Source organism: Phenylobacterium sp. (genome assembly GCF_035944335.1).
Classification (GTDB): Bacteria; Pseudomonadota; Alphaproteobacteria; order Caulobacterales; family Caulobacteraceae; genus Phenylobacterium.
This window is the reverse complement of sequence record NZ_DASZBG010000017.1, coordinates 1-20,088: the sequence shown is the minus strand read 5'-3', so window position 1 is coordinate 20,088 and position 20,088 is coordinate 1. Positions and strand designations below refer to the sequence as shown.

At 68.4% G+C, this 20,088-nt stretch carries 22 protein-coding genes; 13 read left to right on the top strand and 9 right to left on the bottom strand.

All coding sequences use genetic code 11. The features are described from left to right. Nucleotides 1–10: 10 nt before the first annotated feature. Nucleotides 11–823, bottom strand: coding sequence for a histidinol-phosphatase (gene hisN, locus VGT80_RS03800; protein WP_327453040.1), 813 nt, complete (start codon nt 821–823; stop codon nt 11–13). A 74-nt stretch (nt 824–897) separates the two neighbouring features. Then, a complete protein-coding gene (locus tag VGT80_RS03795; RefSeq protein ID WP_327453038.1) occupies nt 898–1,266 on the bottom strand; it encodes a helix-turn-helix transcriptional regulator in 369 nt (122 codons plus the stop codon). 127 nt (nt 1,267–1,393) lie between these two features. On the opposite strand from VGT80_RS03795, the gene VGT80_RS03790 reads away from it, so the two are divergent. Next, complete coding sequence (locus VGT80_RS03790; RefSeq protein WP_327453036.1) at nt 1,394–2,299, top strand: lysophospholipid acyltransferase family protein; 906 nt, start codon at nt 1,394–1,396, stop codon at nt 2,297–2,299. Between the two features lie 28 nt (nt 2,300–2,327). Here VGT80_RS03790 and VGT80_RS03785 read toward each other — a convergent pair whose 3' ends face one another. Both VGT80_RS03785 and xseA read right to left on the bottom strand, forming a co-directional pair. Further along, nucleotides 2,328–2,546, bottom strand: a complete 219-nt coding sequence (locus VGT80_RS03785; RefSeq protein ID WP_327453034.1) for a DUF2093 domain-containing protein — start codon at nt 2,544–2,546, stop codon at nt 2,328–2,330. Between the two features lie 28 nt (nt 2,547–2,574). Further along, complete coding sequence (gene xseA / locus VGT80_RS03780) at nt 2,575–4,044, bottom strand: exodeoxyribonuclease VII large subunit (RefSeq protein WP_327453032.1); 1,470 nt, start codon at nt 4,042–4,044, stop codon at nt 2,575–2,577. Between the two features lie 130 nt (nt 4,045–4,174). Here xseA and VGT80_RS03775 point away from each other — a divergent pair, with 130 nt between their 5' ends. Next, nucleotides 4,175–4,504: a GIY-YIG nuclease family protein gene (locus VGT80_RS03775; protein ID WP_327453030.1), complete on the top strand. Its 330-nt coding sequence runs from the start codon at nt 4,175–4,177 to the stop codon at nt 4,502–4,504. Between the two features lie 119 nt (nt 4,505–4,623). Here VGT80_RS03775 and VGT80_RS03770 read toward each other — a convergent pair whose 3' ends face one another. Beyond that, a complete protein-coding gene (locus VGT80_RS03770; protein WP_327453028.1) occupies nt 4,624–5,121 on the bottom strand; it encodes a GcrA family cell cycle regulator in 498 nt (165 codons plus the stop codon). A 218-nt stretch (nt 5,122–5,339) separates the two neighbouring features. On the opposite strand from VGT80_RS03770, the gene VGT80_RS03765 reads away from it, so the two are divergent. The 4 genes from VGT80_RS03765 (at nt 5,340) to argF (ending at nt 9,097) form a co-directional block, all read left to right on the top strand. After that, on the top strand, nt 5,340–6,161 hold the full coding sequence (locus VGT80_RS03765) for an ABC transporter permease (protein ID WP_327453026.1): 822 nt from the start codon (nt 5,340–5,342) through the stop codon (nt 6,159–6,161). 67 nt (nt 6,162–6,228) lie between these two features. Beyond that, nucleotides 6,229–6,723 carry a hypothetical protein gene (locus VGT80_RS03760; RefSeq protein WP_327453024.1) on the top strand — a complete coding sequence of 165 codons (495 nt, stop codon included), beginning with the start codon at nt 6,229–6,231 and terminating at the stop codon, nt 6,721–6,723. A 143-nt stretch (nt 6,724–6,866) separates the two neighbouring features. Then, on the top strand, nt 6,867–8,048 hold the full coding sequence (locus tag VGT80_RS03755; protein WP_327453059.1) for an aspartate aminotransferase family protein: 1,182 nt from the start codon (nt 6,867–6,869) through the stop codon (nt 8,046–8,048). 110 nt (nt 8,049–8,158) lie between these two features. Continuing rightward, a complete protein-coding gene (argF, locus tag VGT80_RS03750; protein WP_327453022.1) occupies nt 8,159–9,097 on the top strand; it encodes an ornithine carbamoyltransferase in 939 nt (312 codons plus the stop codon). Between the two features lie 160 nt (nt 9,098–9,257). Here the strand turns inward: argF and VGT80_RS03745 are convergent, their stop codons facing one another. Then, nucleotides 9,258–9,821 (bottom strand): DUF6580 family putative transport protein, encoded by a 564-nt coding sequence (locus VGT80_RS03745; RefSeq protein ID WP_327453020.1) that lies wholly within the window; start codon nt 9,819–9,821, stop codon nt 9,258–9,260. Between the two features lie 183 nt (nt 9,822–10,004). On the opposite strand from VGT80_RS03745, the gene VGT80_RS03740 reads away from it, so the two are divergent. After that, nucleotides 10,005–10,910 (top strand): Hsp33 family molecular chaperone, encoded by a 906-nt coding sequence (locus tag VGT80_RS03740; RefSeq protein ID WP_327453018.1) that lies wholly within the window; start codon nt 10,005–10,007, stop codon nt 10,908–10,910. A gap of 161 nt (nt 10,911–11,071) precedes the next feature. Here the strand turns inward: VGT80_RS03740 and metZ are convergent, their stop codons facing one another. After that, nucleotides 11,072–12,253: an O-succinylhomoserine sulfhydrylase gene (gene metZ / locus VGT80_RS03735; protein ID WP_327453016.1), complete on the bottom strand. Its 1,182-nt coding sequence runs from the start codon at nt 12,251–12,253 to the stop codon at nt 11,072–11,074. Between the two features lie 246 nt (nt 12,254–12,499). Continuing rightward, a complete protein-coding gene (locus tag VGT80_RS03730; RefSeq protein ID WP_327453014.1) occupies nt 12,500–13,939 on the bottom strand; it encodes an IS1182 family transposase in 1,440 nt (479 codons plus the stop codon). A 37-nt stretch (nt 13,940–13,976) separates the two neighbouring features. On the opposite strand from VGT80_RS03730, the gene VGT80_RS03725 reads away from it, so the two are divergent. Continuing rightward, the gene (locus tag VGT80_RS03725; protein WP_327453012.1) at nt 13,977–14,363 is read left to right on the top strand and encodes a hypothetical protein; all 387 of its coding nucleotides are present in this window, start codon (nt 13,977–13,979) and stop codon (nt 14,361–14,363) included. A 50-nt stretch (nt 14,364–14,413) separates the two neighbouring features. Here VGT80_RS03725 and VGT80_RS03720 read toward each other — a convergent pair whose 3' ends face one another. Then, entirely contained in the window at nt 14,414–15,343 is a 930-nt protein-coding gene (locus tag VGT80_RS03720; protein WP_327453010.1) for an alpha/beta hydrolase family protein, read from the bottom strand. 101 nt (nt 15,344–15,444) lie between these two features. Between VGT80_RS03720 and VGT80_RS03715 the strand changes: the two genes are divergently transcribed. The 5 genes from VGT80_RS03715 to VGT80_RS03695 all read left to right on the top strand — a co-directional run. Further along, the gene (locus VGT80_RS03715) at nt 15,445–15,687 is read left to right on the top strand and encodes a hypothetical protein (RefSeq protein ID WP_327453008.1); all 243 of its coding nucleotides are present in this window, start codon (nt 15,445–15,447) and stop codon (nt 15,685–15,687) included. A gap of 107 nt (nt 15,688–15,794) precedes the next feature. Next, nucleotides 15,795–17,060: an MFS transporter gene (locus tag VGT80_RS03710; protein WP_327453006.1), complete on the top strand. Its 1,266-nt coding sequence runs from the start codon at nt 15,795–15,797 to the stop codon at nt 17,058–17,060. A 212-nt stretch (nt 17,061–17,272) separates the two neighbouring features. Continuing rightward, on the top strand, nt 17,273–17,968 hold the full coding sequence (locus tag VGT80_RS03705) for a hypothetical protein (protein ID WP_327453004.1): 696 nt from the start codon (nt 17,273–17,275) through the stop codon (nt 17,966–17,968). Nucleotides 17,969–18,157: 189 nt separating this feature from the next. Continuing rightward, nucleotides 18,158–19,180, top strand: coding sequence for a 2'-deoxycytidine 5'-triphosphate deaminase (locus VGT80_RS03700; protein WP_327453002.1), 1,023 nt, complete (start codon nt 18,158–18,160; stop codon nt 19,178–19,180). 33 nt (nt 19,181–19,213) lie between these two features. Then, nucleotides 19,214–20,088 (top strand): TraB/GumN family protein (locus tag VGT80_RS03695; protein ID WP_327453000.1); only part of this gene is annotated, 875 nt, incomplete at its 3' end.

Sequence of the window (20,088 nt, the reverse complement as noted above, 5' to 3'; positions counted from 1 at the left end):
GTCCGCTCGGCTAGAGCGCCGAGCGCCGCAGCGCGACCAGCGCCTCGTCGAGGCAGGCGCGGTCGCCGGCGATGACCATCTGGCCGCCGTTTGGGCCGATCGGATCGCCGCGCCAATCGGTGACGAACCCGCCCGCGCCGGCCAGCAGCGGGATCGCGGCCTCGACGTCCCAGCTCTTCAGCCCGGCCTCGATGACCAGGTCGAGCGTACCGGCCGCCACCATGGCGTAGGCGTAGGCGTCGCAGCCCAGCCGGGCCAGCCGGGCGGCGGCGCGGACCTGGCGCCACGCGCCCAGCTCGGCGCCGGTGAAACACATCTCCGGATCGGTGGTGGCGATGATCGCCTCGGTGAGCCGGGGGCAGGGCCGCACCTTCAGGGGCCTGGTGTGGCCGCGGCTGATCAGCCGCGCGCCGCCCGCGTGGCCGATGTAGAGCTCGCCGATATAGGACTGGCCGATCGAGCCCAGCACGGAGCGGCCCTCGCACCGCAGGCCGATCAGCGTGCACCACAGCGGCAGGCCGGCGATGAAGGCCCGCGTCCCATCCACCGGATCCAGGACCCAAACAAACTCGGCGTCGGGCCGGTCCTCGCCATATTCCTCGCCGATGAAGCCGTGGTCGGGATAGCGCTCGGCGACCATCTGGCGGATCGCCCGCTCAGCGCCCTTGTCGGCTTCGGTGACGGGGTCGAAACCGCCGGGCCCCTGCTTGTTGTCCAGGCCATGCTGGCCGCGGAACAGCGGCAGGATCGCGCCCGCCGCCGCGCGGTTCAGCTCGATCAGGAAGGCGTCGAGCTCTGCGAGGCGGTCGGCGGAAAGGGACATGGGGGTGGTGTAGAGGGTCCGGGCGCCGCACTCAATCTTGCCTCCCCCTTCCCCATGAAGGGGGACGGCAAAGCCTACCCCTCGGCCTCGCCGTTCAGGCTCTTGGCCAGGTCGAGCAGCCGGCGGCGGGGGCGTTCGCCCAGCTGGTAGTAGGCGCGGACCAGATCGCGGGTTTCCTTGCGCGCGAAGACCTCGCCGGCCTCCTCGCCGCCACGCGCCTTGGCCTCGGTGAAGCCGTCGTAGAAATAGCTGATCGGCGCCTCCAGCACCTCGGAGAGCTGCCACAGGCGGGCGGCGGACATGCGGTTGGCCGCGCACTCGTACTTCTGGATCTGCTGGAAGCGCACGCCGCAGGCCTCGGCCAGCTCCTGCTGGGTCAGGCCCAGCAGCCGCCGACGCCGGCGCAGCCGCCGCCCCAGATGCACGTCGATCTCGTCCGCCATCGGCCTTCCGCCACTCTTTTTCTTGACGCCCCGCTGTCCCGGATCGGGACCGCTCGGCCGATAGGCTTCAAGTCCCGCGCCAATCGCACGCGTTGCGCGAGGGGCGCGACGCCCCCTACTAGAAGCCATGGCCAAGGCCTCTTTCGCGCAGGACATCATGTGGCGGCTGGAAGCCGTCGCCTACGACGTCGCCGAGGTGCTGGCGCGCACCTTCCCCATCGATGCGGTGTCGGACTTCGGGTCCTGGTTCTTCCGCGCGCTTGGGCCCAGGACCAGCGCCAACCATGTCGCCGAGACCAACCTGCGGATCGTGTTCCCCGAGGCCTCGGACGCCGAGATCGCCCGCCTGCTCGACGCCCAGTGGGGGGAGGCCGGCCGCTGGTTCGCCGAGTTCACCATCCTCGACCGGATCATCGCCGATCCGACGCGCGTCGAGATCGTCGGCGCCGAGCGGCTCAAGGCCATCGCCGACGGCGCCGGGCCGGTGGTGTTCATCTCCGGCCACTTCTCCAGCTTCGAGATCATGCCCGCGGTGATCATCCACGCCGGCATCACCTGCCAGATCACCTATCGGGCGACCAACAATCCCTATGTGGACGAACGCATCCGGCGCAGCCGTTTCCGCTATGGCGTGCGGCTGTTCGCGCCCAAGGGGTCCGACGGCGCGCGCGAATTGCTGCGGGCGCTGACGCGCGGCGAGTCCGTGGCGCTGATGAACGACCAGAAGTTCAACGGCGGCATCGCCGCCCCCTTCTTCGGCGTCACCGCCCACACCGCGCCCGGCCCGGCGACCTTCGCGCTGCGCTACGGCGTCCCGCTGCAGCCCATGTCGGTGCAGCGGACCGGGGTGGCCCGCTTCCGGGTGATCGTCCACGAGCCGATCCAGCTCATCGACACCGGCGACAAGGCCGCCGACATCGAGGCCGGGGTGCGCCGGGTCAACGCCTTCATGGAAGACCGCATCCGCGAGCGCCCCGCCGAATGGTTCTGGGTCCACAAACGCTGGCCGAACGAGATCTATAAGAAAAGGTAGGTCCTTCTCCCGCAAGGGGAGAAGGGCGCTAGCCTTCAGTCTCCTGCCACCGCTTCAGCGCCTCGGCCGGGCCCGCATAGGCCTCCTGCAGGGGGGCGCTCCAGTAGCGGAGCTGTTCGAGCGGGATCTTCACGCCGCTCACCGCGCAGAGCACGTAGCGGCCCGGCTTGAGCACGGCGAACTCGCCGTCGCCGTAGTGAAGCGTGGCGAGGTCCTGGCTGGTGAAGTCGCGATCGTGGGCGTTCATGGACCCCTATTTAAGCCCGGACGGGCCATCAGAACAGATCGCCCTGCGCGGAGTTTGCGGGTTTCCGGGCCTTGGCGGCCTTTGGCGCGGGCCTGGCGGCTGTCGGATCGGCGGTCTCGCCGTCGACCACGGCGCCGCGCGTGACCTTGTCGCCGAAGGTCATGGCGACCTTCTCGCCCGAGACCAGCTCGGCGCCGGCCCTGACCAGGGTCCCATCGGCGCGGGCGACGCGGGCGAAGCCGCGCTGCAGCGGCCGGTCGGGATCGACGCTGACATAGAGCTTGGAAAGCGCGCCAAGCCGCTCCGCCGCGCGTTCGACGCCGCGCTTCACCGCCGGGCCCAGCCGCACCGCCACGGCGTCCAGCCGCTGGCGCTGCACCGCCTGGGGTCGCTGCAGCAGCAGGGGCGACAGCCGCGAGGCGACGGCCACCAGATCCCGTTCGTGCGCCGCCACGTTCTTGGCGAGGGCGGCGGTGAGCCTTCCCGAGACGATGTCGAACCGCTGCTCGGCCAGCCGCACCAGGTCGGGCACGCGCTGCAGGGCGCGTTCGGCATGGGCCACGTGGGCCCGGCGGTCTTCGACCACGCGGCCGCCGCAGCGATGCATGCGCCCGCCGAGGTCGCTGACCGCGGCCTTCAGCTCGGCCAGCACCGGCGTCGCCATCTCGGCCGCCGCCGTGGGGGTTGGGGCCCTTCGGTCTGAAACGAAGTCGATGAGGGTGGTGTCGGTCTCGTGGCCCACCGCGCTGATCAGCGGGATCGTGCAGTCGACGACCGCGCGCGCCAGGCCCTCGTCGTTGAACGCCCAGAGGTCTTCGACCGAGCCGCCGCCGCGCGCCACGATCAGCACGTCGGGGCGCGGGATCTTCCCCGCCGGATCGAGCGCGCAGAAGCCGCGGATCGCGGCGCTCACCTGGGCGGCGGCCTGGTCGCCCTGCACCACAACCGGCCAGACGATCACCCGGCACGGCCAGCGGTCTCGGATGCGATGCAGGATGTCGCGGATCACCGCGCCAGTCGGGCTGGTGATCACCCCCACCACGGCGGGCATCGAGGGCAGGGGCTGCTTCCGCTGCGGTGCGAACAGGCCCTCGGCCGCCAGCTTCGCCTTCAGCCGCTCGAGCTGCGCCAGGAGCGCGCCCATGCCGGCGGCTTCCATGGTCTCGATGACGATCTGGTAGCGCGAGCCGGCCGGATAGGCGGTGATCTTGCCGGTGACGATCACCTCCAGCCCCTGTTCGGGCCGGATCGAGAGGCCGCGCACCTGGCCCTTCCAGACCACCCCGTCGATGGCCGCCCGCTCGTCCTTCAGCGTCAGATAGACGTGGCCGTTGGCGTGGTTGGTGACCTTGGAAATCTCGCCCCGCAGCCTGACGAACCCATAGGCGTCCTCCAGCGTCCGCTTGAGCGCGAACGCCAGCTCCGAGACGGAGTAGGGCTTGGCGTTGCCGTCTTCCGCAGGAGACTCAGGGGCTGACTCGGGGGCGACGTCGCTCATGGGCGGAATCTAACCCGGCGAGGCGTGAATCCCAACGCGGCCGTTGGATAAGTTGCCAAAATGTTCTAATATCTGTCATCCCGGTTTCGGCGCAGCCGAAGACCGGGACCCTCAGCGCCAGATCGTCGGAATGAGCTACTGGGTCTACATCCTCGCGAACACAAGGTACGGGACGCTCTACGTCGGCGTGACGAACTCGCTCGAACGACGGATATTCGAGCATAAGGCCAAGGTCGCCCGCGGCTTTACGGCCGAGCACAATGTCGACCGCCTCGTCTACTTCCGAGGCTATGGCGAGATTTGCGAGGCGATCCATTTCGAGAAGCAGCTGAAACGGTGGCGCCGAGAGTGGAAGATCCGCCTCATCGAGGCCGACAATCCGCACTGGGAAGATCTGTACCTGCAGATGATGAGCGTGGGTCCCCTCCATCCGGCGCTGAGGGTCCCGGTCTTTCGCTGACGCGAAAACCGGGATGACACAAGGAAAAGGCGCGCCGGGCTTCGGTAGCGGCGATCCGCTCCGGCGCCCGACGCGCCTCCATCCCCAACGGATCTATGTGGCCCGGAGGTCTGCGTCGATCAGAGATACCGACGCAGCGACCGGGCGAGCTCGGCGGCGGAGGACTTCTTCCTGGCCTGCGCCGGCTGATAGGCGACCTGGGCGTGCTCGTGGCAGTAGGGACCCTCGTCCGAACGCCGCCCGCAGAAGGTGAAATTATCGAGCGACGGATCGCCGATCGGCCACTTGCACATGTGGGCCGCCAGGGTCAGCACCGTCGCGGTGCCGGGCGTCTCGTCCACGTAGCGGACCGGGGTCGGCTGGGCGACCATCGACGACGGCTCGATCAGCCGGCGCGGGGCCGACGGCGCGGCCACGGCGCGCGCCGGACGCGGCGCCTTGAACACCGTGCGGGCCGGCTTCGAAGGCGTCGCACGCCCCGACAGGCCCAGGCGGTGCACCTTGCCGATCACCGCGTTGCGGGTGACGCCGCCCAGCTGCTTGGCGATCTGACTGGCCGAAAGCCCGTCCTGCCACAGCTTCTTGAGGAGTTCGACCCGCTCGTCCGTCCAGCCCATGCTCGCCTCCCAGCCGTTGCTCCGGACCGCCCCCGCGGTGGTCCCGGATTCAACATCTTGTGGCGCCCAGCTCTCTCATCGCCCAGCAACCACCATCAGTGGTAAACAACTCCTTAAGGACCACAATAGGCGCCCCACCTTTCGTCCACAGGAACTAGATGTTGCGTCGTCCCGCCGCACTCTTGCGGCTCGCGCGCGGCGGGCGCACATGAAGGGCCATGAAGGACATGGCCGTCGGATCGGAAGTCGTCTTGCCGCCTCAGCCGCGGGTCTACGACGGGGTCAACTGGGAGGGGCTGAAGACCCTCTACCTGCGCGAGGTGAAGCGCTTCTGGAAGGTCGGCATGCAGACGCTCGCCGCCCCGGTGGTCTCGGCGCTGCTCTACATGCTGGTGTTCGTGGTGGCGGTGGGCGGCGGCCGGGCCGTCAACGGCGTGGCCTACGGCTCCTTCGTGGCGCCGGGCCTGATCATGATGCAGATCCTGTCCAACGCCTTCGCCAACTCCTCGTCATCCCTGCTGCAGGCCAAGTTCAACGGCCTGATGGGCGACTTCATGACCCCGCCGCTGACGCCGCTGGAGCATCTGATCGGCTTTGGCGCCGGGGCGGCGACACGGGGCATCGTGGTCGGGACGGTGGCCGGGCTGGCGGTCCTGCCCTTCGCCACCCTGCCCATGGCCCATCCCTGGGCGATCGTCTTCTTCGGCCTCGGCGCGGCCCTGATCATGGGCTTCATCGGCATCATGGCCGGGCTGTGGGCCGAGAAGTTCGACCACATGGCCGCGGTCACCAACTTCGTCATCATGCCGATGACCTTCCTGTCGGGGACCTTCTACCTGATCGAGCGGCTGCCCGAGCCGTTCCGCAGCTTCTCGAAGTTCAACCCGTTCTTCTATCTGATCGACGGCTTCCGCTACGGCTTCATCGGCCAGGCCGAAAGCTCGTTGCCGGTGGGCGCCGCCATGACGCTGGGGCTCATCGTCTTCACCGGCGGTGTCTGCTTCCGGATGTTCCAGACCGGCTACAAGATCAAGACCTGACGGCTGAGGCGCGGGACAAGCGCCCGATCCTGTGGTCAAGCTTCGGCGTTCCGGGGAGGGAGCGTCCATGACCACCATCGTCTCAGAGGCGGCGCGGCCGCACGACCGCAACATGATCGGCGCCGTCGTCCTGGCCGGCCTCGCCGGCGGCGTCGTGGACTTCGTCTACGCCTCGGTGATGTTCGGCCTGATGCGTGGCAAGCCGATCTACAAGGTCTGGCAGGGCGTGGCCGGGGGCTGGCTCGGCAAGGCGGCCGCCGACGGCGGATATGCGAGCGCCGCGCTGGGCGTCGTCACCCACTTCGCCATCGCGCTCTGCATGGCCGGCGCCTATTTCCTCGCCGCCACACGGCTGACGGCGCTCTACCGCCGGCCCCTCCTGTGCGGCGCGGTCTACGGCGTGGCCCTCTACGCCTTCATGTACGGCGTCGTGTTGCCGCTGCGCTTCGGGGCGCCCTATGGCTGGCACGGCCTCTCATCGCTCGGCGACCTCGCCAGCCATGTGGGAGTCGGCCTCGCCATCGCCTGGGTGCTGTCGCGCCAGGCGCGCGTCAATCGTTGACATCACCGCGTTCGAAGCGGAAAACGCCCAGCCTTCCGGTCCCCGTTGCCACGCGCGCGGGGACGCTTCCGTTTTGGAGGGCTTCTCCGGTGACGACGAAGACCGCGCAGCACGACGCCGCGCCCGTTCCCAGCGACCACATCATGGGCGTCTATCAGCGCGCCCCGCTGGCGTTCGAGCGAGGCGAGGGCGCGCGTCTCTACACCGCCGAAGGCGAGGCTTACCTGGACTGCATGGCCGGCATTGCGGTGAACGCCCTGGGCCACGCCAACCCCAAGCTGGCGCAGGCCCTGACCGACCAGGCCCACAAGCTGTGGCACGTCTCCAACATCTTCCGCATCCCGGGCCAGGAAAAGCTCGCCGGCATGCTGACGGACGCCACCTTCGCCGACGTGGTGTTCTTCGGCAATTCCGGCGCCGAGGCCATCGAGTGCGCCATCAAGACCGCGCGCAAGCACCACTGGGCGAACGGCAATCCCGAGCGCATCGACATCATCGGCTTCGAGGGCTCGTTCCACGGCCGCACGCTCGCCGCCGTCAACGCCTCGGGCAACGCCAGCTATCTGGAAGGCTTCGGCCCCAAGATGCCGGGGTTCCTGCAGCTGCCGTTCGACAACCTCGACGCCATCCGCGAGGCGGTGGGCGAGACCACCGCGGCGATCATCCTGGAGCCCGTGCAGGGCGAGGGCGGCGCGCGCGCCTGGACCGAGGCGACGCTGAAGGCCATCCGCCAGCTCTGCGACGAGACCGGGACGCTGTTGATCTACGACGAAATCCAGTGCGGCCTGGGGCGGACCGGTAAGCTGTTCGCCTATGAGTGGCTCGACGGCGCGGCCGATCCCGACATCATGGCGGTCGCCAAGGCGCTGGGCGGCGGCTTCCCGGTCGGCGCGTGCCTGGCCACGGCGCGGGCGGCGAACGGCATGACGCCGGGCTCGCACGGCTCGACCTACGGCGGCAATCCGCTGGCCATGGCGGTGGGCGTCGCCTCGATGGAAGAGCTGACCAGCCCTGAGCTCCTGGCCCATGTGCGCGAGGTGGCCGGCTACTTCACCCAGCAGCTCTCGGGCCTGCAGGATCGCTTCCCCGACGTGGTGCTCGACATCCGCGGCAAGGGATTGCTGATCGGCATCAAGCTCGCCACGCCCAACCGCGAGTTCATGCAGCACGCCCGCGACGAGCACCTGCTGATCGCCGGCGGCGGCGAGAACTGCGTGCGCCTGCTGCCGCCGCTCAACCTGACCTTCGACGAGGCGCGCGAGGCGATCGGCAAGTTCGAGCGGGCCTGCGAGACCGCGCGCGCCCGAGCAAAGGCGGCCGCATAACTCACCGCTCATCCCGGCGCAGGCCGGGACCCAGATGCAATTCACCCCGCTCTCAGGATGGACCTGGGCCCCGGCCTTCGCCGGGGTGAGCGGGGTTTGGGGGATCAGGAATGACCCAGGCCGTTAGACATTTCGTCGACCTCTGGAAGCTGGAGGCCTCCGACCTGCGCGCCATCCTCGATGATGCGCGGGCCCGCAAGAACGCCCGGCTCGGCTGGCCCAAGGGTCAGCCGGACGCCGACCGGCCGGGCGAGCACCGGACGCTGGCGATGATCTTCGAGAAGCACTCGACCCGCACCCGCTTCTCCTTCGACGCGGCCATGCGCCAGCTCGGCGGCGACGTGATCATCTCCAACGCCCAGGACATGCAGCTCGGCCGCGGCGAGCCGATCGAGGACACCGCCCGCGTGCTGTCGCGGATGGTCGACGCCATCATGGTCCGCGCCAATGTCCACGAGGACCTGGAGCGGCTGGCGCTCAATTCCGACGTGCCGGTGATCAACGGCCTTTCCGACCGGGGCCACCCCTGCCAGATCGTCGCCGACCTGCTGACCATCGAGGAGCGGCTGGGCAATGTGAAGGGCAAGGCCATCGCCTGGGTCGGCGACGGCAACAACGTCTGCGCCAGCTTCATCCACGCCGCCCCCATGCTGGGCTTCGAGCTGCGCATCGCCAGCCCCGCCATCTACCACCCCGACCTCGTCGACCTCGCCCGCGCCGCCGAGCGCCAGGGCCGGGTCACCACCACCCACGATCCGCACGAGGCGGTGGCCGGCGCCGATGCGGTGATCACCGACACCTGGGTCTCCATGGGCGACACCGACCACGACGAGCGGCTGGACGCGCTGGAGCCCTACCAGGTCGACGAACGGCTGATGGGCGAGGCCAAGTCGCAGGCCCTGTTCCTGCACTGCCTGCCCGCCCACCGCGGCGAGGAGGTGGTCGACAGCGTCATCGACGGCCCGCAGAGCGTCATCTGGGACGAGGCGGAAAACCGCATCCACGCCCAGAAGTCGATCCTCGCCTGGTGCTTCGGGAAGGTGGGGTAACGACCTCTCCCGCGCAGCGGGCGAGGGGGACCGCTCGCCGAAGAGCGCGCGGTGGAGAGGGCAAGCCAAGCGTGCAGCTTGTGGCTCGCCCTTCCCACCATCGGCTCTCCGCTTCGCTCGGCCGATGGTCCCCCCTTCCCATCAATGGGAAGGGTAGGGGTCAGGCCGCCACCGCCTGCATCCGGTCTTCCCGCGCCCGCAGCCCCTCCAGCGCCAGCATCCCCGCCCCGGCGAACAGCCAGTCGCCCAGGAGCGTGCCGCGGAAGAACGGGACCGCGAGCGTGTAGCAGTCCATCAGGCCCTGGGCGGTCCGCGGGTACATCGACCCGCCGGCCCAGACGCCGAAGTTGCTGATCAAGAAGAACAGCACAGGGGCGGCCACGACCATGCCGATGCGCGCGGCGAGCGGCTTGTCGGCCATCCAGCGCGCCGCCAGGCCGACCACCAGGAAGGCGGCGTAGTCGAACACCCGGCCCGCATGGATCGGTCGGCCGTCGTAGGCGAGGTTCAGCACCGTGTCGGAGACGATCAGGCCCGCGAAGGGCGCCGCCATCCAGGCCAGGTTGCGGCCCAGGTACAGCCCGCCCAGCACGAACATCGCCCCCACCGGCGTCAGGTTCGGCAGGTGCGGCGCGATCCGGTAGAGCGCCACGGCGGCGATGGCGGCGAGCGTCGCCAGACGCGTCCAGCCGAAGGCGGCAGTCGGGGAAGTGATCTTGGCCATGTCGGCTCCTATAGCCTGGAGGGCCCGCGTCGCACAAACCCCTGCGGCCCCACCGGGTCGCTGGCGACCCGGCGCCCCCCTTTGCGCCGCAAGCCGCCCCAGCAGGGGCGGATTGTCGCCTTCCCGGCGGCCGCGACACAGGCCAGGCTCGAATTCTGGCGACCTTCTCCTATATGGGTCCGGATGACTGCAACCCTTCCTGACGACCTCGTCGGCGCCTTCCAGATCGAGGGCGAGCCCGTCCGCGGCCGCGTCGCGCGCCTGGGCCCGGCGATCCACGAGATCCTCACCGGCCACGCCTATCCCGAACCGGTCGCCAACCTGCTGGGCGAGGCCTGCGCGCTGGCCGCCCTGGTGGGCTCCAGCCTGAAGTTCGAGGGCCGGCTGATCCTGCAGGCCCAGGGCTCCGGCCCGGTCCGCTATGTGGTCGCCGACTACGACACGTCCGGCGGCCTGCGCGGCTATTGCCGCTATGAGGCCGACGAGGTGGCCAAGGCCTGCGAGGGCTTCGTGCGGCCCGGCGCCCGCTCGCTGCTGGGCGAAGGCGTGTTCATCATGACCGTCGACCAGGGCGCGGACATGGACCGCTACCAGGGCGTCACCGCCATCGAGGGCGAGACCCTGGCGTTGTGCGCCGAGCAGTATTTCGCCCAGTCTGAGCAGACCCCCACCCGCGTGCGCCTGGCGGTCGGCCAGGCCGACGAAGGCGAGGGGCCGCAGTGGCGGGCCGGCGGGGTGCTGATCCAGCTGATCGCCGAGGACGCCGCGCGCGGCTCCACGGAAGAGGCCTGGAACCGCACCCAGATCCTCTTCGAGACCATCGGCGAGGACGAGCTGATCGACCCGATGCTGGCCTCCAACACCCTGCTCTGGCGGCTCTTCCACGAGGATGGCGTGCGGGTGTTCGGCCCCAAGCCGCTGCGCGCCTTCTGCCGCTGCAGCCAGCAGCACATCGAGACCGTGCTGAAGTCCTTCCCCGCCGCCGAGCGCGCCGAGATGGTCGAGGACGACGGCCAGATCCACGTCACCTGCGAATACTGCAGCCGCGTCTACGCCGTGGAGCCGCAGGCCCTGGAGACGGTGGGGTAGAAATCAGGATGTCATCCCGGTTTCGCCGCAGGCGAAGACCGGGACCCCTAAGCGCCGGATGGCGGAGGGGACCCTCTGCGCCGCCGCTTTTCCTCTTGGGCCATCGACGTTCAGGGGTCCCGGTCTTGGCTTCGCCAAACCGGGATGACAGCTCTTGTTTCCTAGGCCCCGTCCAGCGCGCGGTTCACGTCGCGGCTCAGGTCGCCCACGCCCTCCAGCCCCACGCTGATCCGCACCCAGCCTTCGGTCAGGCCGATCTCCAGCCGCTCGGCCTCGGGCATGGAGCGGTGGGTGGTGGTCGAGGGGTGGGTGGCCATCGACTTGGCGTCGCCCAGGTTGTTGGAGATGTCGACGATCTGCAGGGCGTCCAGGAACCGCCAGGCGCCGGCCCGGCTCCCTAAGTCGAAGGCGATGACATTGCCGCCGCCGGTCATCTGGTTGGCGATGATCGCGGCCTGCGGATGGTCCGGCCGGCCGGGATAGATCACCCGCTTCACCTTCGAATGGGCGGCCAGGACGTCCGCCACCTTCGCGGCGTTCTCGGTCTGGCGCCGCACGCGCAGCTCGAGGGTCTCGAGCCCCTTGAGCAGGACCCAGCTGTTGAACGGCGACAGCGCAGGACCTGTGTGGCGCAACAGGTCCTTGTAGGCCTCGGTCATCAACGCCTCGGAGCCGAGGATCGCGCCCCCCAGCACCCGGCCCTGGCCATCGATATGTTTGGTGGCCGAATAGACGACCACGTCGGCGCCCAGCGCGAGCGGCTTCTGGAAGATCGGGGTGGCGAACACATTGTCCACCACCAGCTTGGCGCCGGCGGCGTGCGCAATCTCCGCCACCGCGCCGATGGCCGTCACCTCCAGCAGCGGATTGGCCGGGCTCTCCACCAGGAAGGCCTTGGTGTTGGGCCGGCAGGCGGATTTCCACGCCTCAAGGTCGGTGGCGTCGACGTAGGTGGTCTCCACGCCGAACCGCGGCAGCCAGTTGGTGAGGATCCAGCGGCAGGAGCCGAACAGGGCGCGCCCGGCCACCACGTGGTCGCCGGCCCTGACGAGGCCCATCAGGGCGGCCTGCACCGCGGCCATGCCCGAGGCCGTGGCCCGGCACATCTCGGCGCCTTCCATCAGCGCCAGGCGGTCCTCGAACATCGCCGTCGTGGGGTTGCCGAAGCGCTGGTAGATGAAGCCCGGCCCGCCGCCGAACCGCGCGTCGGCGGCCTCGGCGCTGTCGTAGGCGAAGCTCTGGGTCAGGAACAGGGCCTCGGAGATTTCCCCGTGCGGCGAGCGGGCCATGCCGCCGCGCACAGCCCGGGTCTCGATCTCCCAGTCGCGCGGATCTTCGGCCATGGCGGGCCCCCTTCAGGTCGCAAAACGTTGGGGCACAAACGGCAGCCGGACCGCGCCGTCAAGGGAGGGTTTCTTTATCGAGCCCCAGCCCTTCTCTCCTTGCGCGAGAAGGTGTCGGGCGAAAGCCAGACGGCAGAGGGGTCGCGCGGCATGGGGGCGAATGTCGGCTATCGACCGAGGCTGTGTAAAAACTCGCGGCGGACGGCGGGGATCAGAGTTGGCGTGGCGCGAGACGCGCCGATCCCTTCAGGCACGGATGGCTGCGATCAGCGGCCCGGTCCTGAGGATCTGCATCACGCGCTTCAGATTGTAGGCCAGGATGTGGAGGCTGATCTCCGTTCTGACGTTCTTTAGCCGCTTCATCAGGAAGTGGGTGTGGCCCATCCAGGCTTTGATCGTCCCGAAGGGGTGTTCGACGATCCGACGCCTGAGCTTCATCGGGCTCTGGGGCGCCAGGTCCATTCGGCGCTGCATCGCCTCGATGGTCGCCTCGTGCTCCCAGCGGGTGACGCGCCGCTCGACGCTCGGCGTACACTGGGGCGTCAGGGCGCAGGACTGGCAGCTCGCCCGGTCCCAGTAGCGATGCAGGACCAAGCCCTTCTCGACGGTCGTCATGTGGTGCGGAAGCAGGGCGCCGGCCGGGCAGCGGTAGACGTTTTGGTCGGGCAGATATGTAAAGTCCTGCTTGCCGAAGCGCCCCTCGGCCTTGGCATTGGAGGTCAGCGGCTTGGGGACATAGGGCGTCACGCCGATGGCCTCGCAGGCGACGATCTCTTCGCCGGAGAAGTAGCCGCGGTCGGCCAGCATCTCGAGGCCATCCACGCCCATGGCGGCCTTGGCCTTCTGGCTCATGGCGGTGAGCTGCTGGCGGTCGCTGCCGGTAGTAATCACGTCGTGGGCGACGATCAGGTGGTGCTCGGCCTCGACGACGGACTGGACGTTGTAGCGGACGATCCCGCTGCCCCGGCCGCTGGTGGCCATGGACCGCGCGTCCGGGTCGCTCAGCGAGACCTGGCCGTCGGGTGACGCGGCCACCTGGGCCTCCATCGCCTTCAGCGCCTGCATCTGCGCCCGCAGGGTTTCGATCTTGCCCTTCAGCTTCCCGGCCCGTGCCTCGGCGGCCTCGCCTTCCTGACGGTCGGCGGTGTCGAGGTCGGCCAGGTAGCCGGCGATATGCTCGGCCACCTGCTCCATCCGCTTCTTCAGCTTGGTCGCGGTGAAGTTCTTGTCGCGGGTGTTCACCGCCTTGAACTTGCTGCCGTCCACCGCCGCCAGCGCCTGGGTGAAGAGCCCGATCTGGCGGCACAGCACCACGAAGTGCGCGCAGGCCGCCTGGATCGCGGCGCCGTGGTCCTTACGGAAGTTGGCGATGGTCTTGTGGTCGGGCGCGAGCTTCCCCGTCAGCCACATCACCTCGACGTTGCGCCCAGCCTCCCGCTCCAACCGCCGGCTCGACGGCACGCGGTTCAGATAGCCGTAGACGTAGAGCTTCAGCATCGTCGCCGGGTGATAGGCGGGCCGACCCGTCACGGCCGGCGTTACAGCAAAGCCCAGCTCGGCCAAATCGAGCTCATCGACGAAGACGTCGATCACCCGGGCCGCATTGTCCTCGCCCACGTAGTCGTCCAGGCAGCTCGGCAACAGCGTCGGCTGCCTACGATCCTCGCCCTCGACGAAGCGGGTCATGTCGGCGCCTCCGATATCGTGAGGTTAGGGGTCTGAGGTGCTTCGCTCGGGCGCGCATCTGTTCAGCGGCCCCATTGCCTCTCGGGTTGAGCGAAGCCAGTCTGCGCACATGATTGACGATGCGATCGAGAGCGTTGAGATCCGCGAGGACGGCAGGCTCTTCGTAAAACCCGCGTCACAGAATTTCTCACTGATCTACCGAGCTGCATTGGAGGTGGGCTGGGATCCTGCGACGAAATCCCTGTTCAGCCCCAAACCTCGGGAATGGACCTATCCGATGTGGTTCGGCCAAATCCTGGCCGCAGCCGCGACTGAGTACGGCGTTCAGCTCTCGCTCACTCCGGCGACACGGTGGGTCAACATCGCCGGTGACCTACAGTCGGAGATAGCTGATCCAGCGCAATGGAAGGGTCCGGCTGCCTAGCTCGGCTGCGGCATCCTTTTTACACAGCCTCGACCCTTAGCGGACGTTCGTCAGGGAAGGGGCCGGACGTGGTCCAGCCAAGCCAGGATCTTCTCGGTCAAGGCGATGCGATGATCAGAGAAGCTATGGTCGGTGGGCATCACCACCGCCTCTAGCTGGCGGGCGTCCGACCGGCGAATGGCATCGGCCAGAGCCTGGCTCTGGTTGCCGTTGCCGTCGCGGGCGCCGATGATCAGCAGCGGCCGGCCCGCCAGGCTCCGAGCCCAATCGACGTAGTCCCACCCCGTGGTGGCCTGGACTTCCCGCGCCATCGCGAGAGGGCTCGCTCCACCGGCGGCGTGGCCCATGTCGCCGAAATTCTCCATGGCGTAGCGACGCAGCATCTTCGGATTGTGGCGTAGCATCTTGCCCTCCTCGCCGACGTCCCAGGCGTCGATCAGGATGGCGCCGGCCAAGCCGGGATCGGTCCGCGCCAGGGCGGCGGCGCAGAAGCCGCCCATGCTGTGCCCGGCGACGACCAGCCGTCGTGTGTCGATACCGTATTTGGCGGCGACCTCCGGACGGCGAATGTAGTTCACTGCCGCGGCCGCATCCTCCATCGAATGCCGGATGGAGAACTTGCCCGGCGCCCCCCAAAGTCCTCGGTAATGGAAGACCAGCACGTGCCAGCCGGCGCGCCGCACGGCCATGTCGATGTCGGCCTGGGTGTGCCAGCCCGGCAGGCCGTCGAACATCACCAGCGTGGGATGCGGACCTTGGCCTGAGGCCGAATACAGGCGAGCATCAAGTGTCACGCCGTGGCTTGGTATGAGCAGCCCAGCCGTGCTTGCCGGATGTTGCATGTCCGCCGGCGGATCGGAGCCGATCGCAGCCGGCAAGGTCTGGCCAGCGGCGTGCCCAACCGTGAGCAAGCTCATGATGATCGCACAGAGCCCGCCTGCGCGAATGGTCTTGTCTCTCGATGGCCGCAGGACGTTCATTTGGCGATCTTCACCTCCTTTGGAGGGACAGATCAATGTCCGCGTTCCACCCTTAGCGGAAGTTGAAGGAGCCGCTAAGCTGCGCGAATGGGGAGGCCTTGATGCAACCGGACCTTCTTCGCCGCATAGCACAGGGTTGGGTTGCTTTAGGCTTGCTCGTTTTCCTTTTTGACGCCTTTTTCGCTGTGAGCCACTACGTCTTCGGCCAGGCTGTTCACGACCGCTATTCTGGAGAGTTGGCCTCGTCGTCCCAAGTGGCAGCCGTGACTGTCGCACTGGGGCTCGGTTCGGCATTGTTCGCCGTGTTGGGCGGCGTTTACCTGTGGTTCCATCGCGATCGATAGACCTAGACCATCCCCAATTCTGAAGGTCCGCTCACCACCCCTAGGCGACATTCCCAGAGTCCGGTTACCGTGCGGCCAAGGTAGTTCGCTTCGGGGGGAGCGAGGGCATGGACATCCACAAACCCAAGCTATGGCAAGGCAGGCGTGGGCTTGTGCTTGGCCTGGTTAGCCTTGGCATTATGCTCAACTACGCCGACCGCCAGATCATCGCGGTCCTGAAGCCGATGCTGCAGCAGGACCTTGGCTGGACCGACGGCGAATACGGCCGGATGACCGCGGTCTTCCAATTCGCCACCGCCTTCTCCTTCCTTGGCGCAGGCTGGCTCGTCGACCGCATTGGATGGCGGCGCGCCAACCCGCTTGGGGTGGCGCTCTGGAGCCTGGCAGCAATCGGCCATGCTTTCGCCCGCACGGTCGGGCAGTTCACGGTCGCGCGGGCTGCCCTCGGGGTCACCGAGGCCCTGAACTCGCCGACCGCGATCAAGACAGCTGCGGCCCTTTACCCTAACGAACTCCGGGCGATGGCGTACGGCATCATCTCCGCCGCCAGCACCCTGGGCGCCGTCCTGACCCCGCTGATCATCCCGCTGGTCGCCTTGAAGATCGGTTGGGCGAACGCGTTCCTGGTCACAGGCGGTCTCGGCCTCATCTGGGTCCTCGCGTGGCAGGGTTCGCGAGCGGGGCAGGTCGGTGCGGCTGAGGCGGACAGGCCGCCGCCGGCCTTCGTGGAGACATCCCGCTTCACGGACGTTCTGAGCGACCGGCGCACCTGGGCCGTGGCCGGCGCCCGTGCGTGTTCGGATAGCGTCTGGTGGCTGCTGCTTTACTGGATGCCCGACCTGTTCAACCGCGTGTTCCATCTCGGCATGAGCGCCTTCGGCCTGCCGCTCGCAGTGATCTACGCCGCCTCCGGAGTCGGTGCGCTGCTCGCGGGCTTCGCTTCGACGCGTCTGCTCTCGGCGGGCGTCAGCCTGAACGCCGCGCGTAAAGGGTTGATGCTGACAGCCGCCATACTGGTGATTCCCGTCTGGTATGCGGCATCCGCGGGGAACTACTGGTTGGCCACGGCGATCCTCGGCCTGACGCTCGCGGCTCATCAATGCTTCTCGATCAACATTTTTGCCCTGGCCACCGACATCTCCCCGCCCGGACGCGTGGCCACCGTCATCGCGATCCAGGCTTTCTGCGGCAACATCTCTGGAATGGTGATGCTGTCCATCGCGGGCTGGACTTTCGACCATGGATACGGCTACGCGCCCCTTCTCACCTGGGCTTCGGTTGCGTATCTGCTTGGCGTCGGATGGGTGCAGTTGCTGCTCCCGCGTGTTGAGGGCGTTGCGTCTGGGCCGGAGGCCGCGCCCGCCGTGGCCTGAGGCGTCTTCATGGACGCTGCTCGGCCGCGTCCGCACCTTGGACCTGGCCATATTTCCGCTTTCCACCCCTAGCTGACATCCGGCACGTCCGCGCTCGGGCCGCTAAACCCCAGGTCCGCTTTCCGGCGCTAGGCCAACGTCCGCTGACGACCCATTGCGGACCCTCGGAGAGTCCGCTTACCGTCACCGCCAGTAGACCGCTGGGGGGCGGCATGGACATCCACAAACCGAAGCCGTGGCACGGCCTCCGCGAGTTCCTGAAGGAAATCGGCACGATCGTGATCGGCGTGCTGATCGCACTTGGCGCTGAGCAGTTGGTCGAGAAGCTGCATTGGCGCGACGTCGTGGCGTCGGAGCGCATGAGCCTGGACGCGGAGGTGGCCAACCATTGGAACGACCTGCATTCGCGGGTTGAGATGCAGTCCTGTGTGGATGGCCGCCTGACTGAGCTGGCGGCGCTCATCGCCCGGCACGACGCCGGCCAACCACTCGGCAGATTGGGGCCGGTCGGGCGGCCGATGTATTTCGGCGAGGACCGGGCGGCCTGGCAGATGGCCGTGGCCGACCAGTCTCTGCAGCACATGGACCCTGATCTGAGGGCCCGCTACGCCAGGACGATGAACTCCTACGACCTCTTCATCCGATCAGCGAATGACGAGCGCGCGGCGTGGCTCTCGCTCCAGCAGATCAACCACGCCCCCGTGCTCTCGGCCGCGGACTGGAGCGATGTGCGTCGCGCCTACGACAGGGCCGCCGACGCCAACGCCGTGCTCAAACGCGCCCTTGTGACCAATGCCAAGACAGAATGGCTGCAAGCCTTCGACGGGTTCGAGCTTCCGAAGACCCCAGCCTCCCTCCTCGACCTCCCGGCGGTAAAGGATCTTTGCAAGCCAATGATGATTTCCTGACCGCGCAGATATCACTGGGCCCTGCTGCGAACCCGCCGAAGGTCCGCGACGGGTCAGGCGGGAACGACCCAACGGTCAACGTCCGCTTTCCACCCGTAGCCGACGCCGGAGAAACCCCTCTCCCGCAAGGGGAGAGGGAACAGCTCTTCTCTTGCAAGACTCGCGTTCTCGCTTAAGGCTCCGCCGCCCATGAGCGACACCAACCGCCCCGGCATCCTGCCCTGCCAGTCCATCGACGCGCTGATCGCCGAGCGCGCCATCACCGCCCAGGGTCCGTTCGATCGCGACCAGGTGCAGCCGGCCAGCCTCGACCTGCGGCTCGGCTCCCGCGTCTGGCGGGTGCGGGCCTCGTTCCTGCCGGGCCGCGGCCGCAAGGTGATGCAGCGCATCGCCGACGTGGCCATGCACGAACTCGACCTGGAGGCCGGCGCGGTGCTGGAGAAGGGCTGCGTCTATATCGCCGAGCTGCAGGAGCATCTGGCCCTGCCGAAGGGCGTCTCGGCGCGGGCCAATCCGAAGAGCTCCACCGGCCGCGTCGACGTCTTCGTGCGCCTGCTCACCGACAACAGCGCCGCCTTCGACGACGTGGAGGAGGGCTACCACGGCCCCCTCTACATGGAGATCGCGCCGCAGACCTTCTCGGTGCTGGTGCGGCGCGGCACGCGGCTGAACCAGCTGCGCCTCAAGCGCGGCGTGCCCGAGCGGCTGCGTACCGAAAGCGTCAGCGTCGATCTCTCCGACGGCATCGCCGGCTTCCGCGGCCGCCGCCACGCCCCGGTGGTCGACCTCGACAAGGAAGACGGCCACGATCCGCGCGACTACTGGGAGCCGCTCCTGCCGCGCGACGGCCAGCTGCTGCTCGACCCCGGCGAGTTCTACATCCTGGCCTCGAAACAGGCGGTGGAGATTCCCGTCCTGGAAGCCGCCGAGATGACCCCGATCGATCCCTCGGTCGGCGAGTTCCGCGTCCACTACGCCGGCTTCTTCGATCCGGGCTTCGGCACCGACGAGGCGCACGGCAAGGGCTCGCGCGGGGTGCTGGAGGTGCGTTCCCACGAGACGCCGTTCATCCTGGAGGACGGCCAGACCGTCGCGCGCCTGGTCTATGAGCCGCTGACCGACCGGCCGACCCGGCTCTATGGCGACCTCGGGTCGCATTACCAGCGACAGGGCCTCAAGCTATCCAAGCATTTCCGAGCCTGGGGCGACTAGTTCCGCCGCCCGGGGCCGGAAACGGGGGATGCGATGCGTATCTTTCGCAAGGTCGCGGTCCGGTGCGCAGTCTGGATCGCGATCCTGTTCGGGGGGCTTGGAGCGGCTGGCGCGGCGGGTGCTGCGCCGGCCCTCTGGGTTGTCAAATCCGACCACGCCCAGATCTATCTGTTCGGCACCCTGCACGCCCTGTCGCCGGCCGCGGCCGGCTGGCGCACGCCCCTCTATGACCAGGTCTACGCCCAGGCCCAGACGGTGTGGTTCGAGACCGATGTCGCCGGCGCCGATCCCGTCGCCATCTCCAACCTGATGTCGCGCTTAGGCGTCGATCCGGACCGCTCGCTCAGCCAGAAACTCGAGGCGCGCGACATCGACGCCCTGCGCCGCGAGGCCGACCTCAAGCGCATCGACCACCTGCGCCCCTGGGCCGCGGCCCTGATGCTCTCCATGCAGCCGATCCAGGCCGGCGGGGCCCAGATCGGATCCGGCGCCGATGTCTCCGTCACCCGCGCCGCGCGCGCGGCGTCCAAGCCGGTGAAGTTCTTCGAGACGCTGGAAGACCAGGCCCACCTGTTCGCCGACCTGCCGGAGCCGGCGGAGGTGCGCTACCTCACCGACGTCATCAAGGAGCGGGCGCAGCCGCGCCGCGGCCTCGGCCGTGCGGAGCCCCTGGAGCAGGCCTGGCTGGACGGCGACCTCGCGCGCCTGGGTCCCGGCCTGGTCGGCGAGATGAAGGCCAGCAATCCGGCCCTCTACCAGGCGCTGCTGAAGCGCCGCAACGAGCTCTGGGCCGAACAGCTCGGCCGCGAACTGGCCCTCGGCCCCAAGGTCGAACTGGTCAATGTTGGCGCCCTGCACATGGTCGGCGACGATGGCCTGCCCGCCCTGATGAAGGCCCGCGGCTACAC